Origin of the sequence: Pseudomonas sp. A-R-19, from assembly GCF_019956575.1 — a bacterium.
Classification (GTDB): Bacteria; Pseudomonadota; Gammaproteobacteria; order Pseudomonadales; family Pseudomonadaceae; genus Aquipseudomonas.
Window position 1 is genome coordinate 91,532 of sequence record NZ_JAHBDR010000037.1, and the last position, 16,012, is coordinate 107,543.

At 60.6% G+C, this 16,012-nt stretch carries 12 protein-coding genes; 5 read left to right on the forward strand and 7 right to left on the reverse strand.

All coding sequences use genetic code 11. The annotated features are described in order from the left end of the window. Positions 1–107: 107 nt before the first annotated feature. The 7 genes from cmk to mtnA all read right to left on the reverse strand — a co-directional run bounded on the left by cmk (position 108) and on the right by mtnA (position 10,803). Entirely contained in the window at positions 108–797 is a 690-nt protein-coding gene (gene cmk, locus KGA88_RS06105) for a (d)CMP kinase (RefSeq protein WP_007973641.1), read from the reverse strand. After that, positions 794–3,001 (reverse strand): bifunctional prephenate dehydrogenase/3-phosphoshikimate 1-carboxyvinyltransferase, encoded by a 2,208-nt coding sequence (locus KGA88_RS06110; RefSeq protein WP_263296021.1) that lies wholly within the window; start codon positions 2,999–3,001, stop codon positions 794–796. Before KGA88_RS06110 ends, cmk begins: the two co-directional genes overlap by 4 nt. Positions 3,002–3,029: 28 nt before the next feature. Further along, positions 3,030–4,142, reverse strand: coding sequence for a histidinol-phosphate transaminase (gene hisC, locus KGA88_RS06115; RefSeq protein WP_223589622.1), 1,113 nt, complete (start codon positions 4,140–4,142; stop codon positions 3,030–3,032). A gap of 13 nt (positions 4,143–4,155) precedes the next feature. Continuing rightward, positions 4,156–5,250, reverse strand: coding sequence for a prephenate dehydratase (gene pheA / locus KGA88_RS06120; RefSeq protein ID WP_007939916.1), 1,095 nt, complete (start codon positions 5,248–5,250; stop codon positions 4,156–4,158). Further along, positions 5,250–6,335: a 3-phosphoserine/phosphohydroxythreonine transaminase gene (serC, locus tag KGA88_RS06125; protein ID WP_110661832.1), complete on the reverse strand. Its 1,086-nt coding sequence runs from the start codon at positions 6,333–6,335 to the stop codon at positions 5,250–5,252. Before serC ends, pheA begins: the two co-directional genes overlap by 1 nt. Positions 6,336–6,646: 311 nt before the next feature. Then, entirely contained in the window at positions 6,647–9,301 is a 2,655-nt protein-coding gene (gene gyrA / locus KGA88_RS06130) for a DNA gyrase subunit A (protein WP_110660681.1), read from the reverse strand. Between the two features lie 425 nt (positions 9,302–9,726). Beyond that, entirely contained in the window at positions 9,727–10,803 is a 1,077-nt protein-coding gene (gene mtnA / locus KGA88_RS06135) for an S-methyl-5-thioribose-1-phosphate isomerase (RefSeq protein WP_110660682.1), read from the reverse strand. Between the two features lie 108 nt (positions 10,804–10,911). Here mtnA and KGA88_RS06140 point away from each other — a divergent pair, with 108 nt between their 5' ends. From KGA88_RS06140 to KGA88_RS06160, 5 genes are all read left to right on the forward strand, one after another. Further along, entirely contained in the window at positions 10,912–12,246 is a 1,335-nt protein-coding gene (locus KGA88_RS06140; RefSeq protein WP_110660683.1) for a TRZ/ATZ family hydrolase, read from the forward strand. Positions 12,247–12,304: 58 nt separating this feature from the next. Further along, positions 12,305–13,003, forward strand: coding sequence for a bifunctional 2-polyprenyl-6-hydroxyphenol methylase/3-demethylubiquinol 3-O-methyltransferase UbiG (ubiG, locus tag KGA88_RS06145; protein ID WP_110660684.1), 699 nt, complete (start codon positions 12,305–12,307; stop codon positions 13,001–13,003). Between the two features lie 4 nt (positions 13,004–13,007). Beyond that, positions 13,008–13,679 (forward strand): N-acetylmuramic acid 6-phosphate phosphatase MupP, encoded by a 672-nt coding sequence (gene mupP / locus KGA88_RS06150; RefSeq protein WP_007999922.1) that lies wholly within the window; start codon positions 13,008–13,010, stop codon positions 13,677–13,679. 191 nt (positions 13,680–13,870) lie between these two features. Further along, complete coding sequence (locus tag KGA88_RS06155; protein WP_103397012.1) at positions 13,871–14,611, forward strand: YciK family oxidoreductase; 741 nt, start codon at positions 13,871–13,873, stop codon at positions 14,609–14,611. Positions 14,612–14,987: 376 nt separating this feature from the next. Then, complete coding sequence (locus KGA88_RS06160) at positions 14,988–15,914, forward strand: GGDEF domain-containing protein (RefSeq protein ID WP_110660685.1); 927 nt, start codon at positions 14,988–14,990, stop codon at positions 15,912–15,914. Positions 15,915–16,012: the final 98 nt, after the last annotated feature.

The following is a 16,012-nucleotide window of genomic DNA, read 5'->3' on the forward strand; positions in this document are numbered from 1 at the left end:
GATGAGGGCGAAGAATACGCCCATCTCCACACCCCAGACGGTGTGGGTTAGTTTCATTTAAAAGAAGCCACCGCAGGACTATGACTGGTCCCCTGCGGCCTTCTTGGTCACCCGGCGATATCGCGAATGGCGATCTCGCTCATGATGCGTTCCAGCACCTGGTCGATGGACAATTCCGTGGAATCCAGCTGTATGGCGTCAGCCGCCGGTTTGAGCGGGGCTACCGCTCGCTGGGTGTCACGCTCATCGCGCGCACGTATCTCATCTAGCAGACTCGACAGACTAACACCCTCGACTTTGCCCTTCAACTGCAAATATCGACGGCGTGCCCGCTCCTCGGCACTGGCGGTCAGAAAAATCTTCAGCGGCGCGTCAGGAAAAACCACCGTGCCCATGTCGCGACCATCGGCAACCAGCCCCGGCGCTTCCTGAAAAGCGCGCTGGCGTTGCAGCAGCGCCTCGCGTACAGCGGGCAGCGCAGCCACCTGGGAAGCGCCGGAACCGACGCTTTCGGTACGAATGACATCGCTGACTTCATCACCTTCAAGGATGATGCGCTGCAACTGACCGTCCGTCGCGGCGATGAACTGCACATCCAGATGAGCGGCGAGTTTCTTCAGCAGCTCTTCGTTGGTCAGGTCGACGCCATGATTATGCGCGGCAAAGGCCAGCAATCGGTACAGCGCACCGGAATCCAGCAGGTTCCAGCCCAGGCGTTTGGCCAGAATCCCGGCTACCGTGCCCTTGCCCGAACCGCTTGGTCCATCGATGGTGATGACCGGTGCAATGTTGTTCACGACTGTGCCTCTTGTGCCACACGAATGCCGACCTGTGCGCACAGCGCCAGGAAGTTCGGGAACGACGTCGCGACGTTGGCGCAATCATGGATGCGGATCGGCGCACTGGCGCGCAACGAAGCAACGCTGAACGCCATGGCGATACGGTGATCACCATGGCCGTGCACTTCACCGCCGCCGATCTGGCCGCCGTCGATGATGATGCCATCCGGGGTTGGCTCGCACTTGACGCCCAGAGCCAGCAGACCGTCCGCCATGACCTGGATACGATCCGATTCCTTGACCCGCAGCTCTTCGGCGCCGGTCAGCACGGTGCGCCCTTCGGCGCAGGCAGCTGCCACGAACAGCACCGGGAATTCGTCGATGGCCAGCGGAACCAGCGCCTCGGGAATCTCGATACCTTTGAGTTTAGCTGCACGTACGCGCAGGTCGGCCACCGGCTCGCCACCCACTTCACGCTGGTTTTCCAGGGTGATGTCGGCGCCCATCAGGCGCAGGATGTCGATCACGCCGGTACGGGTCGGGTTGATGCCGACATGTTCCAGCACCAGCTCCGAACCTTCGGCGATCGAAGCGGCCACCAGGAAGAACGCCGAAGACGAGATATCGCCCGGCACTTCAATATGGGTTGCGGTCAACTTGTTGCCGGACTCGACCGATGCGGTCGCGCCGTTGACCGCTACCGGGTAGCCGAAGCCGCGCAGCATGCGCTCGGTATGGTCGCGGGTCGGTGCAGGCTCGGTAACCGTGGTCTTGCCTTCGGCATACAGGCCGGCCAACAGCAGGCAGGACTTAACCTGGGCACTGGCCATCGGCATCGTGTAGGTCAGCCCCTTGAGCTTGTGGCCACCACGAATGATCATCGGTGGACGACCCTCAGCGGCGGTCTCGATCACGGCACCCATTTCACGCAATGGATTGGCGACCCGATTCATCGGGCGCTTGGACAGCGAAGCGTCGCCGGTCAAGGTGCTGTCGAAGTCCTGCGCAGCCAGCAGGCCGGAGAGCAGACGCATCGAAGTACCGGAATTGCCCAGGTAGATCGGGCCCGGTGCCGGCTTCAGGCCATGCAGGCCAACGCCGTGAATGGTCACGCGACCGTGGTGCGGGCCTTCGATCACGACGCCCATGTCACGGAAAGCCTGCAAGGTCGCCAGGGCATCTTCACCCTCAAGGAAACCCTCGACCTCGGTGACACCTTCGGCCAGCGAACCGAGCATGATCGAACGGTGGGAAATCGATTTGTCACCTGGTACGCGAATCCGACCGGACAGGCGGCCACCAGGTTGAGCCAGGAAAATCAGATCGTTGGAATTCATAGCGTCCACATAGGCCCTGCGGGCCAGGATTTTACTGAAATGCTCGCGGGCAACCCGGGCGCGAGTGAAAACGCCCAACAATTGGTGCCCATCCCCTGCATCGACCGCGTCGCGCAAGGCGTCGAGGTCGCTGCGAAATGTATCGAGTGTGCGCAGGACAGCTTCGCGGTTGGCGAGGAAGATGTCGTGCCACATGACCGGGTCGCTACCGGCGATTCTTGTGAAATCGCGGAAACCGCCCGCAGCGTAACGGAAGATCTCAAGATTTTCATTGCGCTTGGCCAACGAATCGACCAAACCGAACGCCAGCAAGTGCGGCAGGTGACTGGTCGCCGCCAATACTTCGTCGTGACGCTCGACCTGCATGTGCTCGACATCGGCGCCCAGCTCGCGCCACAGACGGTCGACTACCGCTAGCGCTGCCGGATCGGTCTGATCCAGCGGAGTGAGGATCACTTTGTGGCGACGGAACAGCTCGGCGTTTGAGGCTTCCACGCCACTCTGCTCGGAACCGGCAATCGGATGGCCCGGCACGAACCGCGCCGGCATGCCACCGAACGCCTCGGTTGCCGCACGCACCACATTGCCTTTGGCGCTGCCGACATCGGTCAGGATCGCTTGCCCCAGATCCACGCTCGCCAAACGCGCGAGCACTTTCTCCATGGCCAGAATCGGCACTGCCAACTGAATCACGTCAGCACCCTGACAGGCAGCCACCAGGTCGTCTTCACAGCGATCCACCACACCCAACTCGACCGCCAGCTTGCGCGATTGTGGATCGAGATCGACCCCGACCACTTCGCGGCACACGCCGCGTTCACGCAAGCCCTTGGCAAACGAACCGCCGATCAGCCCGAGACCGACCACCACCAGGCGACCGATCATAGGTTCAGCAGATTGCAGAGCAGTGACATCAACCACGAGCCAGAACCTTGGTCAGCGCCTCAAGGAAGCGGCTGTTCTCTGCCGGCAGGCCAATGGTGACGCGCAGGTGATTCGGCATGCCGTAGTTGGCCACCGGACGCACGATCACACCTTCACGCAGCAGGCCCTGGAACACCGGGGCCGCGATCTGACCGAGGTCGACGCAGATGAAGTTGCCTTTGGATGGAATCCAGCTCAGCCCCAGCTCACGGAAGCCGGCTTCCAACTGCTGCATGCCGGACTCGTTCAGCTGGCGGCTTTGCGCCAGATACTCTTCGTCCTTCAACGCCGCACAAGCAGCGGCCAGGGCCAGGCTGTTGACGTTGAACGGCTGGCGTACGCGGTTCAGCACGTCTGCGACCACCGGCGTCGACAAGCCATAACCCACGCGCAGTGCCGCCAGGCCATAGGCCTTGGAGAAGGTGCGGGAAACCAGCAGGTTCGGATAAGCCGCGAGGAAGTCCAGGCCATCCGGCAGGTCGCTGCCTTCGGCGTATTCGATGTAAGCCTCGTCCAGCACGACCAGCACATGCTCCGGAACATCCTGCAGGAATTCGTCCAATGCCTCGGCATCGAACCAGGTTCCGGTGGGGTTGTTCGGGTTGGCGATAAAGACCACACGGGTATTGGCATCGATGGCTGCCAGCATGGCAGGCAGGTCATGCCCCCAATCCTTGGCCGGAACCACCTTGGCCTGTGCGCCGACGGCCTGAGTGGCAATCGGGTAGACCGCGAACGCATGCTCACTGAACACGGCATTCAGACCCGGCGCCAGATACGCACGCGCGACCAGCTCCAGGATGTCGTTGGAACCATTGCCCAGCGTCACTTGATTCAGCTCGACACGGCACTGTTCGGCCAGCAGGGACTTCAGCGCAAAGCCGTTGCCGTCCGGATAGCGGGTCAGCTCGGCCAGCGCCTCGCGGATAGCCGCCAGCGCCCTGGGGCCAGGACCCAGCGGGTTTTCGTTACTCGCCAGCTTGATGATGTTGGCTGGATCGAGATCCAGCTCACGCGCCAGTTCGTCCACGGGCTTGCCTGGAACGTAAGGCGAAAGTTGTTGCACGCCCGGCTGTGCCAGAGCGAGGAAATTGCCACTCATTTGCTACCGCCCCTTAGAGAACTGCTTTCGGGTAGGAACCCAGCACCTTGAGTGCCACTGCTTCCTGACTGATCTTTTCCAGCACACCTTTTACCAGCGGGTCGCGGTGGTGGCCGACGAAGTCGATGAAGAACACGTAGGTCCATTTACCGCTGCGCGACGGACGAGTCTCGATGCGCGTCAGGTCGATGCCGTTGTCGTGGAACGGCACCAGCAGCTCATGGAGCGCACCTGGCTTGTTGCTCATCGAAACAATGATCGAAGTCTTGTCGTCGCCAGTCGGCGGCACTTCCTGATTACCGATCATCAGGAACCGCGTGGAGTTATCCGGGCGGTCCTCGATTTTCTCGGCCAATCGGGTCAAACCGTACAGGCCAGCCGCCATATCACCGGCAATCGCCGCCGAGTTCCACTCACCCTTGACCCGCTTGGCCGCTTCGGCGTTGCTGGACACCGCCACGCGCTCGACATTCGGGTAATGGGCGTCCAGCCACTTGCGGCACTGGGCCAGGGACTGGGCGTGGGAATAGATGCGGCTGATGCTGTCGGTCTTGGTGTTTTCACCGACCAACAGGTGATGGTGGATACGCAGCTCGACTTCGCCGCAGATCACCATGTCATGCTCGAGGAAGCTGTCGAGGGTGTGGTTGACTGCGCCTTCGGTGGAGTTTTCCACCGGCACCACGCCAAAATTCACCGCACCGGCCGCCACTTCACGGAACACTTCGTCGATCGCCGCCATCGGCTTGCTGATCACCGCGTGGCCGAAGTGCTTCATTGCAGCAGCTTGAGTGAAGGTGCCTTCAGGGCCGAGATAAGCCACTTTCAGCGGCTGCTCGAGCGCCAGGCACGAAGACATGATTTCACGGAACAACCGCGCCATCTCTTCGTTGCCCAGCGGCCCCTGGTTGCGCTCCATGACACGCTTGAGCACCTGAGCTTCGCGCTCAGGACGATAGAACACCGGCACTTCGCCTTCGGCCAGCGAGGCCATCTTTACTCGCGCGACTTCCTGGGCGCAGCGCGCACGTTCACTGATCAACTCCAGGACCTTTTCGTCCAGGGCATCAATGCGCAGGCGCAGTGCCTTGAGTTCTTGCTCAGACATTAGCCGTGTTCCTTCTCGAACTCTGCCATGTACGAAACCAGCGCGTTGACGGCGTTGATGTCGACGGCGTTATAGATGGAGGCGCGCATGCCGCCCACGGAACGGTGACCCTTGAGGTTCAACAGGCCACGCTCGTCGGCACCGGCCAGGAACGGCTTGTCCAGACGATCATCAGCCAGGCGGAACGGCACGTTCATCCACGAGCGGTCCGACTTGTTGATCGGGTTGCTGTAAAGGCCGCTGGCATCGATGAAACCGTACAACGTGCGCTGCTTGATTTCGTTGAGCTTGCCGATGGCCTCGACACCGCCCTGCTCTTTCAGCCACTCGAACACCAGGCCGGACAGATACCAGGCCAGGGTCGGCGGGGTGTTGTACATCGAACCGTTATCGGCCGCGACCTTGTAGTCGAGCATGGTCGGGCACAGGGAACGGGCCTTGCCCAGCAGGTCTTCGCGAACGATGTTGACGACGATGCCGCTCGGGCCGATGTTTTTCTGCGCGCCGGCGTAGATCATGCCGAAACGCGAAACATCCACCGGGCGCGACAGGATGTCCGAGGACATGTCGGCGACCAGCGGGACATCACCGGTCTCGGGAATCCATTGGAATTCCAGGCCGCCAATGGTTTCGTTCGGCGCATAGTGAACGTAGGCCGCGTCTTTCGACAGCTTCCATTCGTTCTGGCCGGGAATGGCGAAATAGTCGTAAGGCTTGGCGGTGCCGGCAACGTTGACGTGGCCGTAGCGCGAAGCTTCTTCGATGGCTTTCTGCGACCAGATACCGGTGTCGATATAGTCGGCCGAGCCGTTTTCCGGCAACAGGTTCAGAGGAATCTGAGCAAATTGCTGGCTGGCGCCACCTTGCAGAAACAGCACTTTATAGTTCGAGGGGATATTCAGCAGATCACGCAGATCCTGCTCGGCCTTGGTGGCGATGGACACGAACTCATCACTGCGATGGCTCATTTCCATGACCGACAGACCCTTGCCGTGCCAGTCGAGGAGTTCACCCTGGGCGCGCTGCAGGACAGCTTCGGGAAGCGCCGCAGGACCGGCACAGAAGTTATAGGCTCTCTTGCTCACATCCAATCTCGCTCTGATTTGGTGGTATCACGCAATAAATCGCAACATCAATCGCCACGAAACTCATGTGGGAGCGGGCTTGTGTGGCGAGGGGGCTTGCCCCCGTTCGATTGCGAAGCAATCGTAAATCGGTCACTGCTTTCCAGAGCAAGACCGCGACGCCTGGTTTCAGGGGCGCTTCGCACCCCAACGGGGGCAAGCCCCCTCGCCACAACAAGCCCGCTCCCACATTTGATCTTCGTGGGTGTCGAAATTTTCTCATCGGACAAACAACAAGGGGGCGAATTTTCATCCGCCCCCTGCTTACCCGCTTATTCCTGTGGTTCTTCGTCAGCGGCAGCGTCGAGTTGCTGGTCTTCGGCAACGTCGTCGATCACGACTTCACCGACAAACCCTTCACCCTCTTCGCCTTCGAGCTCTTCACCCTCGACTTCCGACGGCTCCTGAACCCGCTCCAGCCCAACCAGCGTTTCATCGCTGGCCAGCTTGATCAGGGTCACGCCCTGGGTGTTACGACCCAGGCTGGACACTTCGTCGACACGAGTACGCACCAGGGTGCCCTGGTCGGAAATCAGCATGATTTCCTCGCCGTCGAGCACCTGGACCGCACCGACCAGACGGCCGTTACGCTCGTTGCTGACCATGGCGATAACGCCCTGACCGCCACGCTTGTACTCAGGGAACTCGGTGATCGCCGTGCGCTTGCCGAAACCACGCGCCGAAGCGGTGAGGATCTGGCTGCCTTCTTCCGGGATCAGCATGGAAATCAGCTTCTGGCCTTCCGGTAGACGCATGCCGCGCACACCGCGGGCGGTACGGCCCATGGCGCGAACGTCGGATTCCTTGAAGCGGGTAACCTTGCCGCCGTCGGAGAACAGCATGACTTCACGCTCGCCATCGGTGATGGCCGCGGAAATCAGCACGTCGCCTTCGTCCAGCTCCAGCGCGATCAGGCCGACGCTGCGTTGACGGCTGAAGGATTCCAGCGGGGTCTTCTTCACGGTGCCGTTGGCGGTGGCCATGAAAATGTAGTGACCTTCGGTGTATTCCTCGACCGGCAGCATGGTGGTGATGTACTCACCGTCATCCAGCGGCAGCAGGTTGACCAGCGGACGACCACGGGCAGCGCGGGACGCTTCCGGGATTTCGTAGGTTTTCAGCCAGTACACCTTGCCCTTGCTGGAGAACAGCAACAGCGTGGTGTGGCTGTTGGCAACCAGCAGGTGAGCGATGTAGTCCTCATCCTTGACGCCGGTCGCCGACTTGCCTTTACCGCCACGACGCTGGGCCTGGTACGCAGCCAATGGCTGGGTCTTGGCGTAGCCACCGTGGGAAATGGTCACGACGCGCTCTTCTTCCGGGATCATGTCACCCAGGGTCAGGTCGAGACGGGCATCGAGGATCTCGGTACGACGAACGTCGCCGTATTCGGCACGGATCACTTCCAGCTCTTCGCGGATCACTTCCATCAGGCGCGTGGCGCTGTTGAGGATGCGGATCAGCTCGCCGATCTGGTTGAGGATCTCTTGATACTCGGCCAGCAGTTTTTCGTGTTCCAGGCCGGTCAGGCGGTGCAGACGCAGTTCCAGAATGGCTTGTGCCTGTTCCGGCGACAGGAAGTATTTGCCTTCGCGCAGACCGTATTGCGGGTCCAGGGTCTCTGGACGGCAAGAGTCGGCACCGGCACGCTCTACCATCGCGACAACAGCCGAGGATTCCCAAGGCGTGCTGATCAGCGCTTCCTTGGCTTCCGACGGCGTTGGCGAGGCCTTGATCAGGGCGATGACCGGGTCGATGTTCGACAGGGCAACCGCTTGACCTTCAAGGATGTGACCACGCTCGCGCGCCTTGCGCAGTTCGAACACGGTACGACGGGTTACCACTTCGCGACGGTGACGAACGAAGGCTTCCAGCAGGTCCTTGAGGTTCAGGATGCGCGGGCGGCCGTCGATCAGCGCGACGATGTTGATACCGAACACCGCTTGCAGCTGGGTCTGGGCGTAGAGGTTGTTGAGGATCACCTCAGGCACTTCGCCACGACGCAGCTCGATCACGACGCGCATACCGTCCTTGTCGGACTCGTCGCGCAGTTCGGTGATGCCTTCGAGCTTCTTCTCTTTTACCAGCTCGGCGATCTTCTCGATCAGACGCGCCTTGTTCAGCTGGTAAGGAAGTTCGGTGATGACGATCTGCTGGCGGCCACCGACCTTGTCGATGTCTTCGATCATCGAGCGGGCGCGCATGTAAATACGCCCGCGACCGGTGCGGTAGGCTTCGATGATGCCGGCGCGACCGTTGATGATCGCGGCGGTCGGGAAGTCCGGACCAGGGATGTATTGCATCAGCTCGTCGACAGTCAGCTCGGGGTTGTCGATGAGCGCCAGGCAACCGTCGATGACTTCACCGAGGTTGTGCGGCGGAATGTTGGTCGCCATGCCCACGGCAATACCGCTGGAGCCGTTGACCAGCAGGTTGGGAATACGGGTTGGCATGACCGCCGGGATCATTTCGGTGCCGTCGTAGTTCGGCACCCAGTCCACGGTTTCTTTATGCAGGTCAGCCAGCAGCTCGTGCGCCAGCTTGGTCATGCGTACTTCGGTGTATCGCATGGCCGCGGCGTTGTCGCCGTCCACCGAACCGAAGTTGCCCTGGCCGTCTACCAGCAGGTAGCGCAGGGAGAATGGCTGCGCCATCCGAACGATGGTGTCGTACACCGCGGTATCACCATGCGGGTGATACTTACCGATCACGTCACCGACAACACGGGCAGATTTCTTGTACGGCTTGTTGAAGTCGTTGCCCAGCTCGCTCATCGCGAACAGCACGCGCCGGTGCACGGGCTTCAAGCCATCGCGCGCATCCGGCAGTGCCCGCCCGACAATTACGCTCATCGCGTAGTCGAGGTAGGACTGCTTCAGCTCGTCTTCGATATTGACCGGGAGGATTTCTTTGGCCAGTTCGCCCATGAGAAGCCTGATTCCTTTTTCTGGTGAAACTTCGTCATATCCATATGGGACAACGAAGCTCGCCGATACAGGCTGAGTGCCATGTATCGACTTACGACAAATCAACGAGTTATGCCATGGATCTGCGCAGTACGGGTCACCACTTCGAGCAACCCTGGAAACCGCCGGATGTTATCACAAGAGCCGCCACGCACCTATCCCCCAGATGCGCATGGAGAGTAGTTAGTTGACCGGTGACAGGCTTGAAGGGGACGTGAGAGGCTTAGAGCCGTTTTGAATGAGGAATTTGGGGCAGGATCTGGCTGATCCATTGGCTTTCAGGGCCTCTTCGCGGGCAAGCCCGCTCCCACAGGGTTTCAGGGTGTTCACAAAACCTGTGGGAGCGGGCTTGCCCGCGAAGGCAATCTGGCAGGCGCCAGTGACCGTCAATGCAGACGCTTGCGGCACATCAACTGTGCCATTTTCGCTGTATCCGGGCGCTCGACGATGCCTTTTTCGGTGACGATCGCATCGATCAGATCCGCCGGCGTCACGTCGAACACCGGGTTGAAGGCATGGACGTCGGCCCCGACGCGCTTGCCACCGACCTCCAGCAACTCACGACCATCACGCTCTTCGATCGGAATGTCATCGCCGCTGGCCAGGTTCATGTCGATGGTCGAGCTCGGCGCCACCACCATGAAGCGCACACCGTGGTGCATGGCGTTGACGGCCAGTTGATAGGTGCCGATCTTGTTGGCCACGTCGCCATTGGCGGTGATCCGGTCAGCGCCGACGATGACCCAGGTGGGGCCCTTGGTCTTCATGATATGCGCAGCAGCGGAATCGACGTTGAGGGTCACGGGAATGCCCTCATTGGCCAGTTCCCACGCGGTCAGTCGCGAACCCTGCAGCCATGGGCGGGTTTCATCGACATAGACCTGCTCGACCATGCCCTCGATGAATGCAGCACGAATCACGCCCAGCGCCGTGCCGAAGCCGCCCGTGGCCAGCGCGCCGGTGTTGCAGTGGGTCAGGATCGCCTGGGCGTTGCCCTGATGCTTGCGGATCAGGTCGACACCCAACTGCGCCATGGTCAGGTTGGCCTCGCGATCACTTTCGTGAATGGCGATAGCCTCAGCTTCCAGCACCTGCAGCGGATCGGCATTGTCTTTCAGGCGATCAAGCCGGTCGTGCATGCGGCCCAGTGCCCAGAACAGGTTGACCGCGGTAGGACGGGAGTCGGCCAACAGCATGAAATCCTCCTCCAGCGCAGCGTACCAGTCGCCACCTTCGGCAATCCGCGCGCGGGCCGCGAGCACGATGCCATAAGCGGCGCTGATGCCGATGGCCGGCGCGCCACGCACCACCATCGAGCGAATGGCCTCGGCCACGCCAGCAGCGCTGGTGTAGGCAATCCAGGTTTCCTCGAATGGCAAAATACGCTGATCCAGCAGATGGAGAGCGCCATCACGCCAATCGATGGCCTTCACCTTCTCCGCAGCCAACAGTCGATCGCGCATCCCACACCCCGCACTCATGAACAAAAGCCGCCGATTATAGCGATCCCCCCGCGAAGACGCTCGGGTATACTTCGCCATCCTTTATAAAAGCACTGGAACCAACCCTCGATGCCGAACACTGCCGCTGCGCTCGACCTGTTATTGCTGCCGACCTGGCTGGTACCCGTCGAACCCGCTGGTGTTGTCCTCAAAGAACATGGCGTGGGCATCCGTGATGGACGCATCGTGTTTATCGGGCCACGTTCCGCCGCCCTGAAGCTTAACGCAACCGAAATCCGCGAACTGCCCGACATGCTCCTCAGTCCAGGCCTGATCAATGCCCACGGCCATGCGGCAATGACGCTGTTCCGTGGCCTGGCCGATGACCTGCCATTGATGACCTGGCTGGAAAACCACATCTGGCCCGCCGAAGCCAAGTGGGTCGACGAGGACTTCGTGCGCGATGGCACCGACCTTGCGATTGCCGAGCAAATCAAAGGCGGCATCACCTGTTTCTCTGACATGTACTTCTTCCCGAAGGTTGCCAGCGAGCGCGTGCACAACAGCGGTATTCGCGCGCAGATCGCGATTCCGATCCTCGACTTCCCCATTCCGGGCGCCGCTACCGCGGACGAAGCCATTCGTCAGGGCGTTGAACTGTTTGGCGATCTCAAGCACCACGAGCGCATCAAAATCACTTTCGGCCCCCATGCACCCTATACCGTAGGCGACGAAAACCTGGAAAAAATCCGGGTGATCGCCGAAGAACTGGACGCTTCGATCCACATGCACGTGCACGAAACCGCCTTCGAAGTGCAGCAATCGATCGAACAACGTGGTGAGCGCCCGCTGGCCCGCCTGGCGCGCCTGGGCTTGCTGGGGCCGCGCTTCCAGGCGGTTCACATGACCCAGATCAGCGATGAAGACCTGGCACTGCTGGTAGAAAGCAACAGCAGCGTGATTCATTGCCCGGAGTCGAACCTGAAGCTGGCCAGCGGATTCTGCCCGGTCGAGCGTTTGTGGGAGGCCGGGGTCAATGTCGCGGTCGGCACCGATGGCGCGGCCAGTAACAATGACCTCGATCTTCTCGGCGAAACCCGCACCGCTGCTTTGCTGGCCAAGGCTGTCGCCGGCTCGGCCACCGCCCTGGATGCCCATCGCGCCTTGCGCATGGCCACTCTCAACGGGGCCCGGGCACTGGGCATCGAGGCCGATGTCGGCTCACTGGAAATCGGCAAAGCGGCGGACATGGTGGCTTTCGACCTCTCCGGCCTGGCCCAGCAGCCGGTCTACGATCCGGTTTCGCAGCTTATATACGCCACCGGGCGGGACTGCGTGAAACACCTCTGGGTTGCCGGCAAGCAGCTGCTCGACGACCGCCGCCTGACACGCCTGGATGAACAACAGCTTGGCACTGTCGCGAGGGCTTGGGGCCAGCGCATCAGTGGCCGCACCGAATCGTAAGCACCCTGGAACGCTTTCCGGGGCAACAGGATTTTTCAAGTTTTAGAGGACTTAAACCATGAGCAACGTCGACTACGCCGAAATCGCCAAATTCGAGGCCCTGGCCCATCGCTGGTGGGACCGCGAAAGCGAATTCAAACCACTGCACGACATCAACCCGCTGCGGGTCAACTGGATTGACGAGCGAGTCAACCTGGCCGGCAAAAAGGTCCTCGACGTCGGTTGCGGCGGCGGCATCCTCAGCGAAGCCATGGCCCAACGCGGCGCGACCGTCATGGGTATCGACATGGGCGAAGCGCCGTTGGCGGTTGCCCAACTGCATCAGTTGGAGTCGGGCGTGAGCGTCGAATACCGGCAGATCACCGCCGAATCCCTGGCCGACGAAATGCCCGAGCAGTTCGACGTCGTCACCTGCCTGGAGATGCTTGAGCACGTACCGGACCCGTCGTCTGTCATCCGTGCCTGCTTCCGCATGGTCAAGCCCGGCGGCCAAGTGTTCTTCTCCACCATCAACCGCAACCCGAAGGCGTACCTGTTCGCCATCGTCGGCGCCGAATACATCATGAAGCTGCTGCCGCGCGGCACCCACGACTTCAAGAAATTCATCCGCCCTTCCGAGCTCGGCGCCTGGAGTCGCATGGCTGGCCTGACCGTCAAGGACATCATCGGCCTGACCTACAACCCGCTGACCAAGCACTACAAGCTGGCCACCGATGTGGACGTCAACTACATGATCCAGACCCTGCGCGAGGAGTAAGCCGATGCCTATCAGAGCAGTTCTATTCGACATGGACGGCACCCTGCTCGACACCGCGCCGGACTTCATTGCGATCTGTCAGGCGATGCGTGCCGACCGCGGCTTGCCACCGATGAACGACAAGCACATCCGCGACGAGATTTCCGGTGGTGCCAGGGCGATGGTCGCCGTGACCTTCGCCATGGACCCGGAATCGCCAGGGTTCGAGGAGTTGCGCCTGGAGTTCCTGGAGCGCTACCTCGTCGGTTGTGCGGTCCACAGCAAACTGTTCGACGGCATGGCTGAATTGCTTGCCGATATCGAGAAAGCCAACCTGATCTGGGGCGTGGTCACCAACAAGCCGCTGCGCTTCGCCGAGCCGATCATGCAGCAGTTGGGGCTGGCCGAGCGCTCGGCATTGCTGATCTGCCCGGATCACGTAAAAAACAGCAAACCGGATCCGGAGCCGCTGATCCTGGCCTGCAAGATGCTCGACCTCGACCCGGCCAGCGTGCTGTTCGTCGGCGATGACCTGCGCGACATCGAATCGGGCCGCGATGCCGGCACGAAGACGGCTGCGGTGACCTTTGGCTATATCCACCCGGATGATAATCCGCGGCATTGGGGCGCGGATGTGGTGGTCGATCATCCGCTGGAGCTGCGCAAGGTGCTCGATAGTGCGCTTTGCAGCTGCTGAGGCAGATCGCTTGATGTGGGCATCTGCTTTTGTGGCGAGGGAGCTTGCTCCCGCTGGATCGCGAAGCGCCCCCTCTGCCTATGCATGCGCCTTCTCGGGAACCGTTATTAAAAGATTACGACTGCTTCGCAGCCGAGCGGGAGCAAGCTCCCTCGCCACAGTTTCGATGCAGGTCTTTGGAGAGGTTTTTTATGTTTGATTATTCCGCCCGCCCCGAACTGCTCAAGGATCGGGTCATTCTGGTCACCGGCGCAGGTCGCGGCATCGGCGCCGCAGCGGCAAAAACCTACGCAGCCCATGGCGCCACCGTGCTGCTGCTGGGAAAGACCGAAGCCAACTTGTCCCAGGTCTACGACGAAATCGAAGCCGCCGGTCATCCACAGCCGGCGGTGATCCCGTTCAACCTCGAAACCGCCCTGCCCCATCAATACGATGAGCTGGCGGCGATGATCGAAACCGAATTCGGGCATCTTGACGGCCTGCTGCACAATGCTTCGATCATCGGCCCGCGCACGCCGATCGAGCAGCTTTCCGGCGAAAACTTCATGCGAGTCATGCAAGTCAACGTCAATGCCATGTTCATGCTCACCAGCACCCTGTTGCCGCTGCTCAAGCTGTCGCAGGACGCTTCGGTGGTGTTCACTTCCAGCAGCGTCGGCCGCAAAGGGCGCGCGTACTGGGGCGCCTACGGCGTCTCCAAATTCGCCACTGAAGGCCTGATGCAAACCCTGGCTGATGAGGTCGATACCGTGGCCCCGGTACGCTCCAACAGCATCAACCCGGGCGCTACCCGCACCAGCATGCGCGCCCAGGCTTACCCGGGTGAAAATCCACTGAACAACCCGACGCCCGAGGAGATCATGCCGGTCTACCTCTACCTGATGGGCCCGGACAGCACCGGTATCAATGGCCAGGCGTTCAACGCCCAATAACGACCGTACGTCGCTTTTTTGCTGCCGCGCCGGCTTCCCGGCGCGGCACTCGAAAGGTCTCGAGTTCAGGTAACAACCCGTCAAACAAACGTCACTCGCAGCGCTCCGCAGGTTGCCACCTAACGACAACTTATTGATTTAATACACAATTTATTCGGATGAACCGAATGGCACGACTTTCGCTCTAAGTTTGCTCAGACAGGTAACGTGAATGCAGGCGGGGCGAAGCTTGAGTGGAGAGATTACTCATCTTCCATAAAGCAGATTAAACTTGTACGAAATGTCCTACGGGACTGACGGACCAGTACGACGCGCAGCCCTAAGCCGCTCTCACCCTGCTTGTAAGACAGCCTTACTGCTTAGGGGCGCACGCCTAATGAAACCACCTTCCCAGACCAACGCAATTGATTTCGATAGCGCCAAATTGCAGCGCCTGGGCTTTGGTCAGCAGCCGCCCCTCCTGGAAAGGCCTGTCAGTCTTGCGCAATTGCGCCAGCAACTGAGCCTGCAGCTGCAAACCAGTCTGGAGCCGCAACGCATTCTTGGGACGTTCTATCGCGAGATTCAGCGAATGGTGCCGTTGGATGCCTTGTGCTACCTGCACAAGAGCAGCGATCTACGCCTGGAGTTCGGCCAGCGCGGTCACCATTCCATCAGTTACAGCCTCAGCCACGAAGGCGAGCACCTGGGTGAGTTGATTTTCCGCCGCAATCAGCGTTTCAGCGAACAGGAACAAGGCAATCTCGAATCACTGCTGGCCGCGCTGCTGTTCCCGATGCGCAACGCACTGCTTTACCGTACCGCCACCCAAAATGCACTGCGCGACCCACTGACGGACACCGGTAACCGCATCGCCATGGACCAGACGCTGCAGAGGGAAATCGAGCTGTCCCGGCGCCATCTGCAACCGTTATCGGTGCTGATGCTGGACATCGATCATTTCAAGCAAGTCAATGATTCCCATGGCCATAGCACCGGCGATGACGTGCTCAAGGCGGTTGCTGCCTCAATCAAAAACCAGCTGCGCAACGTCGACATGGTGTTCCGCTATGGCGGTGAAGAGTTCCTGATCCTGCTGTCGAATACCTGTCGCGAGGCCGCGGCCATGGTCGGTGAGCGGCTGCGTTTTGCAGCGCAGTCTGAAGAGTACTTGGCCGATGGTCATACGATTTTGCTGACGGTCAGCCTCGGCTGTTCGACCCTGTTACCCGGCGAGTCTGCCGACAGCCTGTTGCGACGTGCCGACAGCGCGTTGTATGTGGCCAAGCGCGAAGGTCGTAACCGGCTGGAGATGGCCGGCTGATTTTTTAGCCACCGCACAAACCAATGTGGGAGCGGGCTTGCTCGCGAATGCGGTGTATCAGTGACATCCATGCCGCCTGATACACCGCTTTCGCGAGC